At 63.6% G+C, this 13,317-nt stretch carries 16 protein-coding genes; 9 read left to right on the top strand and 7 right to left on the bottom strand.

Annotated features, from left to right (window positions below; translation table 11 throughout):
• Positions 1-137: 137 nt before the first annotated feature.
• The gene (locus PNI01S_RS12010) at positions 138-515 is read right to left on the bottom strand and encodes a RidA family protein (RefSeq protein ID WP_024767555.1); all 378 of its coding nucleotides are present in this window, start codon (positions 513-515) and stop codon (positions 138-140) included.
• Between the two features lie 450 nt (positions 516-965).
• Here PNI01S_RS12010 and PNI01S_RS12005 point away from each other — a divergent pair, with 450 nt between their 5' ends.
• From PNI01S_RS12005 to PNI01S_RS11985, 5 genes are all read left to right on the top strand, one after another.
• Complete coding sequence (locus tag PNI01S_RS12005) at positions 966-2,294, top strand: OprD family porin (RefSeq protein WP_084358312.1); 1,329 nt, start codon at positions 966-968, stop codon at positions 2,292-2,294.
• Between the two features lie 379 nt (positions 2,295-2,673).
• Positions 2,674-3,018 (top strand): hypothetical protein, encoded by a 345-nt coding sequence (locus PNI01S_RS12000; protein ID WP_037008260.1) that lies wholly within the window; start codon positions 2,674-2,676, stop codon positions 3,016-3,018.
• 182 nt (positions 3,019-3,200) lie between these two features.
• Positions 3,201-4,871, top strand: a complete 1,671-nt coding sequence (locus PNI01S_RS11995; RefSeq protein ID WP_084358311.1) for a sensor domain-containing diguanylate cyclase — start codon at positions 3,201-3,203, stop codon at positions 4,869-4,871.
• A 384-nt stretch (positions 4,872-5,255) separates the two neighbouring features.
• Complete coding sequence (locus PNI01S_RS11990; protein WP_024767552.1) at positions 5,256-6,059, top strand: gamma-glutamyl-gamma-aminobutyrate hydrolase family protein; 804 nt, start codon at positions 5,256-5,258, stop codon at positions 6,057-6,059.
• A gap of 286 nt (positions 6,060-6,345) precedes the next feature.
• Positions 6,346-7,119: an SDR family NAD(P)-dependent oxidoreductase gene (locus PNI01S_RS11985; RefSeq protein WP_037011110.1), complete on the top strand. Its 774-nt coding sequence runs from the start codon at positions 6,346-6,348 to the stop codon at positions 7,117-7,119.
• On the opposite strand, the gene PNI01S_RS11980 is transcribed toward PNI01S_RS11985, so the two are convergent.
• The gene (locus tag PNI01S_RS11980; protein WP_084358310.1) at positions 7,120-8,373 is read right to left on the bottom strand and encodes an RNA polymerase sigma factor; all 1,254 of its coding nucleotides are present in this window, start codon (positions 8,371-8,373) and stop codon (positions 7,120-7,122) included. It lies immediately after the preceding gene.
• Between the two features lie 279 nt (positions 8,374-8,652).
• On the opposite strand from PNI01S_RS11980, the gene PNI01S_RS11975 reads away from it, so the two are divergent.
• The 4 genes from PNI01S_RS11975 to PNI01S_RS11960 are packed head-to-tail and all read left to right on the top strand — an operon-like array spanning position 8,653 to position 10,731.
• Positions 8,653-9,270, top strand: a complete 618-nt coding sequence (locus PNI01S_RS11975; protein WP_081754121.1) for a DUF4388 domain-containing protein — start codon at positions 8,653-8,655, stop codon at positions 9,268-9,270.
• A gap of 8 nt (positions 9,271-9,278) precedes the next feature.
• Positions 9,279-9,779, top strand: coding sequence for a GTP-binding protein (locus tag PNI01S_RS11970; RefSeq protein WP_024767549.1), 501 nt, complete (start codon positions 9,279-9,281; stop codon positions 9,777-9,779).
• 34 nt (positions 9,780-9,813) lie between these two features.
• A complete protein-coding gene (locus PNI01S_RS11965) occupies positions 9,814-10,182 on the top strand; it encodes a roadblock/LC7 domain-containing protein (protein ID WP_024767548.1) in 369 nt (122 codons plus the stop codon).
• Between the two features lie 12 nt (positions 10,183-10,194).
• A complete protein-coding gene (locus tag PNI01S_RS11960) occupies positions 10,195-10,731 on the top strand; it encodes a protoglobin domain-containing protein (protein WP_024767547.1) in 537 nt (178 codons plus the stop codon).
• A 191-nt stretch (positions 10,732-10,922) separates the two neighbouring features.
• Here PNI01S_RS11960 and PNI01S_RS11955 read toward each other — a convergent pair whose 3' ends face one another.
• Genes PNI01S_RS11955 through PNI01S_RS11940 form a run of 5 tightly spaced genes read right to left on the bottom strand, consistent with a single transcriptional unit; the run spans position 10,923 to position 13,297 of the window.
• Complete coding sequence (locus PNI01S_RS11955; protein ID WP_231387545.1) at positions 10,923-11,363, bottom strand: YybH family protein; 441 nt, start codon at positions 11,361-11,363, stop codon at positions 10,923-10,925.
• A gap of 21 nt (positions 11,364-11,384) precedes the next feature.
• The gene (locus PNI01S_RS11950) at positions 11,385-12,167 is read right to left on the bottom strand and encodes a DUF899 domain-containing protein (RefSeq protein WP_024767545.1); all 783 of its coding nucleotides are present in this window, start codon (positions 12,165-12,167) and stop codon (positions 11,385-11,387) included.
• Entirely contained in the window at positions 12,164-12,328 is a 165-nt protein-coding gene (locus tag PNI01S_RS28440; protein WP_157837689.1) for a hypothetical protein, read from the bottom strand. The genes PNI01S_RS11950 and PNI01S_RS28440 overlap by 4 nt, the downstream gene beginning before the upstream one ends.
• A gap of 29 nt (positions 12,329-12,357) precedes the next feature.
• Positions 12,358-12,888, bottom strand: a complete 531-nt coding sequence (locus PNI01S_RS11945; RefSeq protein ID WP_084358309.1) for an SRPBCC family protein — start codon at positions 12,886-12,888, stop codon at positions 12,358-12,360.
• A 40-nt stretch (positions 12,889-12,928) separates the two neighbouring features.
• On the bottom strand, positions 12,929-13,297 hold the full coding sequence (locus PNI01S_RS11940; protein ID WP_037011118.1) for a YciI family protein: 369 nt from the start codon (positions 13,295-13,297) through the stop codon (positions 12,929-12,931).
• Positions 13,298-13,317: the final 20 nt, after the last annotated feature.

Raw genomic sequence — 13,317 nt, 5'->3', positions numbered from 1 at the left:
GCGTGTGTCCGCTCAGAGAGCGGCAGATACAAAGCAATACAAGCAGCGGGGATCTGGAGCGGGGAACGCTGCCGATGTCACAGCGGCGGGAAAGGGAAAGGGCCGCAAGGCGGCCCATGCCTGGAGAGGCAGGACGATCAGCCCGCGCGCTTTGCAGCGATGGCGGTAACCTCGACCTTCATGCCCTCCACTGCCAGTTCGGCGATACCCACGGCGGCGCGCACCGGGTAGGGTTTGGCGAAGAAGCTGCAGTACACCTCGTTGAACGCGGCGCGATCGGCCATGCTGGTGAGGTAGATGGTCAGGTGCAGTACGTGGTCCAGGCCGCTGCCGGCCTTTTCCAGGGCGAGTTGCAGGCTGCGCAGGGTAGCTTCGCTCTGGGCCTTGATGTCGCCCAGCTCCAGGCTGCCGTCCTCAAGGGTGGGGATCTGCGTGGAAACCAGCAGGCCGCCGAAGCCGGCGACGTCGGAGGAAATGGATTCGGGGTCCGCGTCGGGGATGAAGGTAGGCGTCATGGGACAAATCTCTGCTGTCGATGAATGGGGCACGTCGCCGCACCAGGTGTGGCGGCCGGGTCGCGCAGCTTAGCCGTATCGCCCCGCCACGCGCCATGTCACCGTGCCCGCAGCCCCCGGAAACAGTGAAATGCCCAGTCCCGATAAAACTTGCGAAGCTGTTGTGTCAACTCGACAAAAGTCCTGATTATTACAATTCAGGATATAGACCTTCTCATAATCCGTGATTTAAACGGCGAACTCTTTGGGCATTATGACGTCGGCTCTTCCGCGTCTGGAGCAATTCGCGGGGGAATTAAAAGCCAGTTAGCTGCAACAATGCCAACGCAACTTCCTGCGATTTTCCGCCGTGGTTAATCCATGTTCGGACTCATTGTGCCTGCCTATAAAAACGTCCGGCTCTCACGCTATTAATCGAGCCGGTCCTCCAAGACTCTAGGGGCAATATCCATGAAGCACCTTAAACGCAGCGCCATCGTGCTCGCTGTTTCCGCCGCCGCCAGCCAGTTCGCCGCTGCCGAGCCCTTCGTCACCGATCAGGCCGATGCCAAGGGCCTCGTCGAGGACGCCAAGCTCGACGTCATGCTGCGCAACCAGTACTACGACCACGACGGCAAGAACGGCTTCGCCGACAACCGCGACTGGACCCAGGGCTTCCTGGCCAACTTCTCCTCCGGCTACACCCAGGGCACCGTCGGCTTCGGCGTGGATGCCTTCGGCTACCTGGGCATCAAGCTCGACGCCGGCCGCGGCCGCGCGGGCACCGGTAACCTGCCGGTAGGCAACGACGGCAAGCCGGACGACGACTACGGCAAGGCCGGTGGCGCGCTGAAGGTGCGCATCTCCAAGACCGAGCTGAAATTCGGTGACATGCAGCCGACCGCTCCGGTGTTCGCCGCCGGCGGCACCCGCCTGATCCCGCAGACCGCTTCGGGCTTCAACCTGCTGAGCAGCGAGATCGAAGGCCTGGACCTGGAAGCCGGGCACTTCACCTCTGGCACCAGCCCGGTCACCACTGCCCGCGACGGAGGCCTGTGGGCGGCCTACGCGGTACGTGAAACCAGCGACGTCGACTTCCTCGGCGGCAAGTACGCGATCAACGACAACCTGAGCGTTTCGCTGTACGGCTCCGAGTTCAAGGACATCTGGCGCCAGTACTACGGCAACCTGAACTGGGTGCTGCCGGTCGCCGATGACCAGTCGCTGGCCTTCGACTTCAACATCTACCGCACCAACGACGAAGGCCGGGCAGAGGCCGGCGAGATCAGCAACACCACCTGGTCGCTGGCAGCCGCCTACTCCTTCCTGCAGGCACACACTGTCACCCTGGCTTACCAGAAAGTGCACGGCGATACGCCGTTCGACTACGTGGGCTTCGGCGACGACGGCGCCGGCGCCACCGGTGACTCGGTATTCCTCGCCAACTCCGTGCAGTACTCCGACTTCAACGGTCCGGGCGAGCGCTCCTGGCAGGTCCGCTACGACCTGGCGATGGACACCTACGGCGTGCCGGGCCTGAGCTTCATGGCCCGCTACATCAACGGTACCGGCATCGACGGCAGCCACGCCGACGCGGATGGCGCCTACGCCGGTCTGTACGGTGAGGACGGCAGCCACCACGAGACCGACCTGGAAGCCAAGTACGTGGTCCAGGGCGGCCCGGCGAAGGACCTGTCCTTCCGCCTGCGCCAGGCGTTCCACCGCGCCAATGCCGACCAGGGCGAGGCGGACAACAACGAGATGCGCCTGATCGTCGAATATCCGCTGTCGATCCTGTAATCGACCCGGATATTTGCCACGATAATTGCGCGGGGCAACTTTCGGATTCGTCTGAATGTTCGCCCCACGTTCGGGTGAGATTATTACGCCCGTACAGAAAGTCTCTTCCCGGAATGACGATTTATCCCGCGGCTGCAACTTTCTAGAATGACCCCATCTTCCCGCTTCCGCATTTTCCCTGCGGAAGACAACTCCTGACGTTGATATTGTGATTGCTCCTTCGACGTCCTTCGAGCCGCTCCTCTGGAGCGGCTTTTTTTATGCCCGCTACTATCGCTCGGCAAACCGCCTGAACAAAAAATGATCGAATCCAACGGCGCGGCGGTCCAACTCTCCGACAGCGTGGTAATCCTCACGCGAACCCCGGAGGCACCTCACCATGAGCGCAATGACCCTCGAAGGCTGGTGCAAGACCACCGCCGAGCAGAAACCCACGCCGCTGGAAGACATCCGCTTCTACCTGACCGACCAGGACCGCCTGCACCTCGAACAGGCCGAGGTCTACCTGCAGGAGAACGGCCAGCGGGAAATGATGGTCGATGCCGACCTCGACACCCTCGATCTGCACATGCCCGAAGGCTACGGGCCGCTGGCGGACTGCATGTTCCGCGTGTACCTGGGCGGAGTGGAACACCGTGGGCAATTCCACCTGGTGGGCCACCGGGCCAGTGATGGCAGCCTGATCTACACCAACGCCGTGCTGATCGACCAGTTGATCAACTGACACCGCCCCTCGCCCGCCGCAGGCCCGGCGGGCGAGCGCGTTCGTCGCTCTTGTCGCCAGCGGACATTGTGGCCGCTCAACTGCCGTGATTTCATAAAGCCACCTGCGTCCGCGTGCCGCATGTCCGGCACGCGACTCAATCCAGAACCACGCCCATCCTCCGTTGAAGAAGCTGCTATCGGATGCGAACTTCCAGTAAACCTGGGGTAAAGGAGCACGGGCGATACGACGGTCTGCTACGTCTCGCCCGCCACGCGGGTGGCGATTGCGCCGTCCTGCTCATCGACATGCACGGCCAGTTGCTCGGCCACCTCGGCATCGAGAGCGCCGTTGCCCTCTCCCTGACCACCCTGCTTTCCCTCGATGCCGCCGCCACGCCCCTGCACCAGCACGGCCGCGAGCTGCACCTGCTCTCCAGCGAAACACTGCGCGACGAGGAAGGCTTTCCACGGGCCCGACTGCTGCTGCTTGGCAATGGCGACAGAGCGCTCAGCCAGGACCAGCAAGCCCTGCTGGCGGACGTGCTGGATCTGGGCGAAGCCCTGCTCGGACGTGCCGGCGCGCCGCAGCGGGAAAGCGAGCGGCGCATGGCCCTGGCGGTTGACGGCAGCGGCACCGGGATCTGGGACCGCCACGTAACCACCGGCCAGATACATTACTCCAGCGCCTGGAAATCACTGCTGGGCTACGCCGACGACGAAATCGGCAGTTGCATCGAGGATGCCTATACCCGCATCCACCCGGACGACCTCGACTATGTGCAAACCGCCATGCGCGACCACTTCGAGGGCCGTACCGAATCCTATGAAGTGGAACACCGGCTGCAGCACAAGGACGGCCACTACCTCTGGGTCTGCAGCCGCGGCAAGGTGGTGGAGCGCGATGCCGCCGGCAATGCCCTGCGCATGCTCGGCACCACCACCGACATCACCGCCCTGCGCGAGGTCGCCGAACAACTGCGCGAAAGCGTGCAATTGCTCACCGACCTGACCAACGAAATCCCCGGCATGGTCTTCCAGTTCCGTCGTTTGCCTGACGGCACCGGCACCTTCCCCTACGTCAGCGCCGGCGTGCTGGACATCTATGGTGTATTGCCCGAAGAGGTTCGCAGTGACTCCAGCTTCCTGCGCCAGGTGATCCACCCGGAAGACCTGGACGCCTGCCTGGCATCCCTGGAGACCTCCGCCCTCCAGATGCAGCCCTGGCGCCACGAGTACCGCGTGATGATTCCCGAACGCGGAGTGTTCTGGCGGCAAGGCAATGCACACCCCAAGCGGATAGAGGATGGCAGCCTGATCTGGCACGGCTTCATCACCGACATCACCGAACGCAAGCGCATCGAAGCCGAGCTGCAACTGCTGGCGACGACCGACTACCTCACCCAGTTGCCCAACCGTGGCCACTTCATGCACCTGATCGAGGCCGAACTGGGCCGCGTGCAGCGAAGCGTGGAGCGCAGCGCGGCAATCCTGATGTGCGACATCGACCACTTCAAGGCGATCAACGACCGTTGGGGCCATGCCGTGGGTGATGAAGCGCTGCGCCACTTCGCCGGCATCCTGGCCCGGGCCATCCGTCGCGTCGACTTCGCCGGCCGCATGGGCGGAGAAGAATTCGCCGTGGTGCTGGGCGACGCCGACCTCGGCAGTGCCGAGGTGTTCGCCCAGCGCCTGCAGCAGCAACTCGCCGACCAGCCGCTGATGCACGCAGGCCAGCGCATACCGCTGACCATCAGCATCGGCGTCGCCGTCCTGGAATCCGGCGACAGTTCCGCCGAGGTCGCCCTCTCCCGCAGTGACAGCGCCTTGTACCGGGCCAAGCAGAACGGCCGTAACCGCGTCGAATGCCACTGACGGCAAACCCGCGAGGCAGAGCGCGCCGCCCGGCGCGCCTGTGGATGATCCCGCACAGCGCCATGAAAAAATGTGCAGAATTTTTCACCATTAGCGCCGAACGTTTTAAATAATGGACTTTTCAGGACGCACAGCTATTTGAAAATATCATTCAAATACAATCACTTAAAATAATTGTCAGACAAGATATCGGCCATTATTTTTGACGCCCTCCGTCGAATTCGTTTGACATATTTAACGGCTCTGGCAGGCTGGTAGGCAGGTTTCGACCGGGAAACTTCGCCTTCTGTGCGCTCCCGGCAGTGCTCGAGGCCTCAGGTAGCGCGCCTTTCCGCTGCGCGCCTGCACAAAAACGATGGGCTGCAGCCCGTCCAAAGGTGACATATGTCCAACAGCAACATTGGCAATAAGAAACAGACCCTCCGAAAACCCGTCGTCCTGATGTCCATGGGCAGCCAAGAGCGCAAAGGCCACGACTATCAGGTAATGACCCACAAATACATCGTGCCCCTGGTCGAACAGTCCGATTGCGTGCCGGTACTGGTACCGACCTGCTGCGGCATCGAAGACCTCGAGCAATACCTGGACATGGCTGACGGTGTGTACCTGACCGGTGCCGGCAGCAACATCGATCCGACCCTGTATGGCCAGGAGAACGAGACTCCCGGCAAGGGCCAGGACAAGGACCGCGACAACTTCGACATCCCCCTGATCAAGGCCGCCATCGCGCGTGGCCTGCCGATCTTCGGCATCTGCCGCGGAATGCAGGAAATCAACGTGGCCCTGGGCGGCGATATCTACCAGAAGGTCTACGCAGAACCCGGCTTCAATGACCATCGCGAGAATCCCGAAGACCCGGTCGACGTGCAGTACAGCCCGGCCCACGGCGTTCGCCCGAAAGCGGGCAGCTGGTTGCAGCAGCTGCTGGGTGACGAGATCCGCGTCAACTCGCTGCATGGCCAGGGCCTGAAGAACCTCGGCAAGGGCATCGAAGCCATCGCCCACGCCGAAGACGGCCTGGTCGAGGCGATCCATGCGCCGACCCTTTCCTCCTTCCTCTTCGCGGTGCAGTGGCACCCGGAATGGCAGGCGGCGAAGAACCCCGACTCGGTGAAGATCTTCCAGGCTTTCGGCGATGCTTGCCGTCAGCAGGTGAAGAAGAAGCAGGCGCGCCAGCTGGCTGCCTGATTCGCTTTCCGCGTCATGAAAAAGCCCGGCCTTGTGCCGGGCTTTTTCTTTGGCGATCCCGACTGCGACATACCCGCTCATCGATGGGTATCGCGTCGCTCCACACCATCCTGCGCCCGGTTCCACCGGCCATGATGGAGCGAGGTCGCAGGATGGGTGGAGCCTGGGCGATACCCATGCGGAAAACGTCATCAGCCGCGCGAATGGCGCACCCTGCACGCCCTTGAGGGCGCATCGGGCTAACCTTGGCGGTCAGCGATTACGCTTGACCGACCAAGGAACTGCCATGAGCAACGATCTTTTCTCCCTCGCCGGCAAGACCGTGCTGGTCACCGGCGCCTCCAGCGGTATCGGCGCCCATCTGGCCCGCGTGGCTGCACAGGCTGGCGCCCGCGTAGTGCTCGCGGCGCGGCGCACCGAGCGGTTGGCGCAGCTTGCACAAGCCATTCAAGCCGAGGGCGGCGAGGCACACGCCGTGGTACTGGACGTGACCGATCGTGCCAGTGTCGAGGCCGCGTTCGACAGCGCCGAGGCGCAGTTCGGCGTGGTCGACGTGGTGCTGAACAATGCCGGCATCGGCAACGGCCAACGCGCTCTGGAAGTCAGCGAGGAAGACTGGCGCGCCATGCTCTCCACCAACCTCGACGGCGTCTGGCGCGTCGCCCAGTGCGCAGCGCAACGCCTGGCCAAGGCCGGGCGCGGCGGCAGCATCGTCAACATCGCCTCGATCCTCGGCCTGCGCGTGGGCGGCGGCTACAGCCACTACTGTGCGGCCAAGGCCGGCGTGGTGCAGCTGAGCAAATCCCTGGCGCTGGAACTGGCGCGCTTCAACGTGCGGGTCAACGCCATCGCACCGGGTTACTTCAAGACCGAGATGAACGACGCCTACTTCGACAGCGACAAGGGCCAGGCGTATATCCGCGACACCGTCCCGATGCGCCGCCTGGGCCAGCTCAAGGAACTGGAAGGCCCCTTCCTGCTGCTGGCCAGCGAGGCCGGCGCCTTCATGACCGGTGCCGTGCTGGCGGTGGACGGCGGGCACCTGGTGAGCAGCCTCTAGCTACTCGCCCAACTCGAGAATCCGCTGTTCGAGGAAGCGCCGTTCCGGCTCCAGCCTGGCCAGCGCCAGTGCGCGCTGATAGGCCTCGCGCGCCTCGGCGCGCCGCTCGAGCCGGCGACAGAAGTCAGCGCGGGCGGCGTAGGCCAGGTGGTAATCCTGCAAATCGCCACGGGCGAGGATCGCATCCACCTGCGCCAGCCCGGTTGCCGGCCCGTCACGCATGGAAAGCGCCACAGCGCGGTTGAGCTCGATCACCGGCGAGGGTTGCATCGCCAACAGGATGTCATAGAGGCCGACGATTTCCGCCCAGTCGGTACTGGCCATGTCCGGCGCGGCGGCATGTACCGCCGAGATCGCCGCCTGCAAGGTGTAAGGGCCGGCGCGCCGGGTCGCCAACGCCGAGCTGATGAGCTGCTGGCCCTCGGCAATCAGCGCACGGTTCCACCTCGTGCGGTCCTGGTTTTCCAGGAGCACCAGCTCACCTTCATCGCCCGTGCGCGTTTCGCGTCGCGATTCATGCAGCAGCATCAGCGCCAGCAAGCCCATCACTTCGGCTTCGGGTAGCAGTTCGAGCAGTTGCCGGCCAAGACGTATGGCTTCAGCCGACAAGTCGGTACGGGTCAACGAGTCGCCGGCGGAGGCCGAGTAACCCTCGTTGAACACCAGGTAAATGACCCGAAGCACGCTGGCAAGACGCTCGGGCAGCTCCGCCGCTTCCGGAACCTGATAAGGAATCTGCGCATCGCGAATCTTCGCCTTGGCGCGCACGATGCGCTGGGCGATGGTCGAGGGCGTCGCGAGGTACGCGCGGGCGATCTCTTCGGTCTTCAGGTCGCAGACCTCGCGCAGGGTCAACGGCACCTGGGCGTCTGCCGGCAAGGCCGGGTGGCAGCAGGTGAAGATCAGGCGCAGACGATCATCCTGAACGCTCTCGTCCGCCAGCTCCTCCACCGATTGAGCGTCGACTTCCAACTGCTCGGCGATCTGCACCAGGGAGGCATCGAAACGCGAGCGCCGACGCAAGCCGTCGATGGCCTTGAAACGCCCGGCGGAGACCAGCCAGGCGCGCGGGTTGGCCGGCACGCCGTCGCGCCGCCACTGGTCCACGGCGGCGACGAAGGCTTCATGCAGGGCTTCCTCGGCCAGGTCGAAATCCCCCAGCAGACGGATCAGCGTCGCTAGCACGCGGCGGGATTCGCGGCGGTAGATATCGTCGACGACATCGCGCAAGGCCTGAGGGGCGTATTCATGCATGGGAAGCGTCGGTCCGTGGGCAGCAAAGGTACGCCTATCCTGCACGGATTTTCGGTCAATCAGGAACAGTTCGGACAGAGAGCTCGTTGCATGGCGTTGGGTCGGACATTGTGCGTTTCACCTTCCCAGGTTCCATTCACCACACCGCGAGGAGAACGCGACGTAGCGTGGCGAATGGCGAGTTTCAGAAACGTCTTAACGCGTGTACCGACAGACGGCGGCTCTAATAACCGAAAGCTCCAGTTCGAGAGCTTTTCAAGATCCAGCGAGTAACGTGCCTTGGCCATCTTTGGAAAACTAGCAGACTTCTCTGTCAGGGAAATCCTCTCCGTCATCGGTGGGCGGTCCGGCAATCTCTTGATCGAAAACGACGGGGGCCATCGCCTGCGCGTGCACCTGTCCGGTGGACGCATCACCCATGTCAGCTTTGAGCGCACGCTCGAGTCTTCCCACGAAATCTCACTGCTGCTCAAGCGCCTGGGCGAAGCCCAGGGCTCCTTCCACTTCGACAACCATCCGGACGATTCCGCCCCCTGCGGTTCGCTGTCACTTAACTGGGAAGAACTGCTGCTGCCCGCGGAAAGCGAGCGCCCGACCGACGAGCTGCCGCATCCGCAGACCCGCTTCATGCTGATCAAGGGGCGAAACGTGAAACTGCCCCACGCCCTCAACGAGTTCCTCGTGCGCAGCAGTCACTTGCTGGAGCGCGGCACCAGCGCCGAGCATCTGAGCGGCAAGCTGGGCATGCCGCTGGAAACCGTGCAGCTGCACCTCAAGCAGTTGCGCGAGGTGAAGAAGATCTGGCCCGTCCGCGCTTACTCGGAACACCAGCATGCCCCTCACACCCAAGAAAAAAACTCCCTCGCCAAACGCCTGCTGGGACGCTTTCTGAAATGAAATCGATCGTGAAAATCCTGGTTTCGGGCCCGGTTGGCGCCGGGAAAACCACCCTGATCCGCACCCTCTCGACCATCCCTGTGGTCAACACCGACGAGCTCAGCAGCGAGCAGATCGGCAAGAGCCAGACGACCGTGGCCCTGGACTTCGGCCAGATGGATCTGGGTGACATCAGCCTGCACCTGTTCGGCACGCCCGGCCAAAGCCGCTTCGACTTCATGTGGGAAGTCCTCAGCGAAGGCGCATTCGGCATGCTCCTGCTGGTCGCCTGCAACCGCCCGGGAGACTTCCCCAACGCCCGGCGCATTCTCGAATTCGTCACCAGCCGCCACCCCATTCCCTTCCTCATTGCCCTGACACACGGCGATGTCGCCACCGACGCATGGATGCCGGAAGACATCGCCGCCTACTTCGGCATACCCGCCGGGCAGGTCGTCTCGATCAATCCCGAAGTCCGGGAGAGTGCCGAACTTGCCCTCATTCAGTTGGTACGCCAGCTGTGCATCTAACGACAGAAAACGCTTCTCGGGAGGAGGTTTCACCATGAGTAAACAATCGGAGTTACTGGCGGCGCTCGATCGCCTGAACAAAGCGATTCCCTCGATCAAGGGCAGCCTGCTGAGCACGCTGGATGGCATTTCCATCGTTCAGGTCATCAATGATCAGGCAGTCGACCCCGCTCGCGTCGCCGCCATGTCCGCCACCGCCATCGGCGTCGGCAAGCGCATCAGCGAATCGCTGAAAGTCGGCAGCACCCGGGAGATCAGCCTGCAGGCCAGCGAAGGCCGAGTGTTCATCTACCTGGTGGGCAACAAGGCCTGCCTGTCGCTGGTCACGCTGCCCGACAGCAATACCGGCCTCATTCAGCTCGAAGTGTCCGACACCATCGAGCAACTGAACGCAATTCTTTAAAAAGAGCAGACCATGAGCGAAGACCGCAAGAGCTGGGAGACCAAGAACGAGTTCATCGTCAAGGAGCTTCTGCAACTGATCGATATCTCACCGGAAGAGTGCGCCGTGCTGGCCAGCCTGCAGCCGCAGGCGAAAGCAGCTGCCGAGCAGTTGGTGGTGGATTTCTATGACCGCCTGCTCAAGCACGAGGCGACCCGCGAGTTCATCACCGACAGCAAACGACTGGGCACGACGCTGGCGGCCTGGTTCACCGAACTGTTCGGCGGCCAGTACGACGACGCCTACGCACTCAAGCGCCTGAACATCGGCATGGTCCATGTCCGGATCGGCCTGCCGGTGCGCTACCCGCTGGCGATGCTCGACGTCATCGCGCTGCATGGCGAAAAGGTTGCCGCCAGCAAGGGGCCGGGGGCCATCGCCGCCTTCCGCAAGATCCTGGCACTGGACGTGGCCACCTTCAACCAGTCCTACGAAAGCAACCAGCTCAGCCACCTGGCGGAACTGACCGGCAGCGAGCGCCTGGCCCGCCGCCTGCTCGCCGGCATGTAACGAGCCGAGCCGGCCAGCCTCGCCGGCGAGGCGGTCGAAGCGATGGATCGCTTCACCCGCAGGAAGAGGAGACCGGGCCAGCACCGCCTCAACCGGCTTGCTCCAAGCCCTTCCCGGGAAGGAGAGGGCTACGGAGAAGGCGCGTTTTTGCAGGAACGCGCCGGCTCCTGCCGATACCGGTTCGGCCAACCTCAAGGCTTGGCATCGAACAACAGTTTCCCCGTCGCTGGATCGAACGGAATGGAGAAGTGCTCGTGGGCGATCTTCCACTGCCCCGCCTCGCGCCGCAGGCCCACCGTCACCCGCGCCCAGGAGGCGTTGTGCTGGCCCTTGTCGTCGGTGCCGCCACAGTAGGCGAGGTAATGCCCGAAGGCCGTCTCGCTACCCCTCTCGAAGCTCAGCTGGTGAATCTCGAAGGTGGTTTCCTTGCACATCTGCGTGCAGTCGCGCCAGTGGCTGGCATAGGCCTCGACGCCCTGGAATTGCAGTTGCTTCACCGCATCGAAGGCGAGGATGTCACGGGTGTAATGGCGGGTGATGCCTTCCACGTCGCAGGCGCGCACGGCTTGCAGCCAGCTCTCCAGCAGCGCGTGAAGCTCGGCGTGGCCAGCGTTCATTTCAGCGGCAGTCATGGGATCTCTCCTGCTCAGGCTTCAGGAACCGCAGCAGTTGGGCGACTGCGGGGATTCGTCGTATTCGTCATGGAAGCGCGTCCAGTTCATGCCCTTGCCCTGGTAGTCGGGCATGCCGCCCCAGCCTTCGCCACGCCCCAGCGGTGTGAGGTCGAGCAGGTGGTAGGTGAGCAGCGGCGCTTCCAGCCCGCGACCGTAGGTCGAGTAGCTGTGGAAAACCTGGTCGCCGTCGCGCAGGAACACGCTCATGCCTGGCTGCTCGCCGCGCACATGGTAATCCTGGCCCAGGCTCTCCAGCTCCGCCTTGTCGCGATAGTTGTATTCGACCGGCGCGACGGACTCGTCGACGCTGACGTGGAAGTCATAGTTGAAGTCGCTGCCAAAGGACGAATACCAGGGGAACTGCCAACCCATGCGGGCACGGAATGGCGCTATCTCCTCCAGCGGTGCGCGGGACACCATGGCGAAGGTGGTGCCACGGGCGTGCAGGTGCTCCAGGCGGCCAAGATTGTCGATCAGGTAGGAGCAGCCCTCGCAGCCCAGCCCCGTGTCGCGATGGAACATGAAGTGATAGACGATCAGCTGCGGCCTGCCCTCGAACAGGTCGAGCAGGCGCAGCGGGCCGTGTGCGCCTTCGAAGCGGTAGTCCCTGTCGATACGCACCACCGGCAGCTCGCGGCGCTGAGCGTTGAGCGCGTCGCGGGCCTGAGTGGCGGCCTTTTCCTGCTCCAGCAGACGTATCCGCGCCTGGCGCCAGGCAGCCTGGGAAACAACGCGGGGAAAATCTTGATTGGCCAGTTTCATGTTGCACGCTCCTGGGGACGCTCCTGAGAAAGCCCCCGTTGCTCGTTGGGCCGGGCGCGGCGCTTGCCGCGCAGACGGGTGACGGCGAAGGTACTGACGCCGCCGGCGGAAAGGACACTGGTCACGGCCAGCGTCAGGGTCGATACGCACAGAGGGCACATGGCTCGCCTCCTTCAGGTTGCCGCTTGCATCAGCCCTTCTCGGCCAGCACCTTGAGGTTGGCCAGGCCCGCCTCGAAGTCCTTGCCGACCATGCGGTCCACATCGATGAACAGGTGCATGATCTTCGCCACGAAGGGCACCGGGCCGAACATCGCCCAGGTCACCTCGGTGCCGCCCTCGCGCGCTACCAGGGTGAACTCGGCGGTGTTGCTGGCCTTGAATGGTTTGAGGAAATCCAGGGCGATGGTGGTGCGGCGGCCAGGGGCGTTCTCGACGATCTCCATCCGCCCTGAGCCGGCCTTGCCGTTGCCGTCCCAGGCATAGACCGCGCCGCGGCCTTTCTCGGCGCCGGAAAGGGTGCGCTGCATACCCGGATCGAGTGCTTCGTAGGGCGACCATTGCCGCCACCGGTGGAAGTCCTCGATATAACCCTGGACCTTTTCCGGCGGCGCCTGGATGCGCAGGCTGCGCTCCACGCGGAAGGTGTCCGGGCGATTCGCCGCCAGCACCAGGACCGCCGACACGGCCAGTACCACCACCAACGCCATCCACTTGAGCATTCCATTCTCCCGCTGTTGCTTTCATAGGAAACGCCGGGCCTCAGCGCCCGGCGAAGTGACGGTCCCAGTCGCGCACCGGGCGGATTTCCACGGCGCCGAGGCGGCCGCTGGGAATCCTCTGCGCGACCTGCAACGCCTCGTTGAGGTCGCGGGCATCGATCAGCACGAAGCCACCGAGGTACTCGCGGGTCTCGGCGAACGGCCCGTCGGTGATCGACAGCCCCTGATCCCCGTGGCGCAACGTGGTCGCGCGCGCCACCGTCTCCAGCGCCTCGGAGGCGAGCACCCGGCCGGCACGGCGCTGGTATTCGTCATTGGCGAAACACTCGTCCATCAACCGCCGGTATTCGGGGCCGGACAGGCTGGAGAGGCGCTGGTCGTCCACGTAGATCAGGCAGAGGTACTTCATGGTCGTCTCCCCACGCAGTG

The organism is Pseudomonas nitroreducens NBRC 12694 (genome assembly GCF_002091755.1).
In the GTDB taxonomy this organism is placed as follows: domain Bacteria; phylum Pseudomonadota; class Gammaproteobacteria; order Pseudomonadales; family Pseudomonadaceae; genus Pseudomonas; species Pseudomonas nitroreducens.
This window is presented reverse-complemented; position numbering and strand designations above follow the sequence as displayed.

Coding starts and splice junctions, on each gene's coding strand:
- PNI01S_RS12010 (WP_024767555.1), bottom strand. CDS start 515: ATGACGCCTACCTTCATCCCCGACGCGGACCCCGAATCCATTTCCTCC.
- PNI01S_RS12005 (WP_084358312.1), top strand. CDS start 966: ATGAAGCACCTTAAACGCAGCGCCATCGTGCTCGCTGTTTCCGCCGCC.
- PNI01S_RS12000 (WP_037008260.1), top strand. CDS start 2,674: ATGAGCGCAATGACCCTCGAAGGCTGGTGCAAGACCACCGCCGAGCAG.
- PNI01S_RS11995 (WP_084358311.1), top strand. CDS start 3,201: ATGCGAACTTCCAGTAAACCTGGGGTAAAGGAGCACGGGCGATACGAC.
- PNI01S_RS11990 (WP_024767552.1), top strand. CDS start 5,256: ATGTCCAACAGCAACATTGGCAATAAGAAACAGACCCTCCGAAAACCC.
- PNI01S_RS11985 (WP_037011110.1), top strand. CDS start 6,346: ATGAGCAACGATCTTTTCTCCCTCGCCGGCAAGACCGTGCTGGTCACC.
- PNI01S_RS11980 (WP_084358310.1), bottom strand. CDS start 8,373: ATGCATGAATACGCCCCTCAGGCCTTGCGCGATGTCGTCGACGATATC.
- PNI01S_RS11965 (WP_024767548.1), top strand. CDS start 9,814: ATGAGTAAACAATCGGAGTTACTGGCGGCGCTCGATCGCCTGAACAAA.
- PNI01S_RS11960 (WP_024767547.1), top strand. CDS start 10,195: ATGAGCGAAGACCGCAAGAGCTGGGAGACCAAGAACGAGTTCATCGTC.
- PNI01S_RS11955 (WP_231387545.1), bottom strand. CDS start 11,363: ATGACTGCCGCTGAAATGAACGCTGGCCACGCCGAGCTTCACGCGCTG.
- PNI01S_RS11950 (WP_024767545.1), bottom strand. CDS start 12,167: ATGAAACTGGCCAATCAAGATTTTCCCCGCGTTGTTTCCCAGGCTGCC.
- PNI01S_RS28440 (WP_157837689.1), bottom strand. CDS start 12,328: ATGTGCCCTCTGTGCGTATCGACCCTGACGCTGGCCGTGACCAGTGTC.
- PNI01S_RS11945 (WP_084358309.1), bottom strand. CDS start 12,888: ATGCTCAAGTGGATGGCGTTGGTGGTGGTACTGGCCGTGTCGGCGGTC.
- PNI01S_RS11940 (WP_037011118.1), bottom strand. CDS start 13,297: ATGAAGTACCTCTGCCTGATCTACGTGGACGACCAGCGCCTCTCCAGC.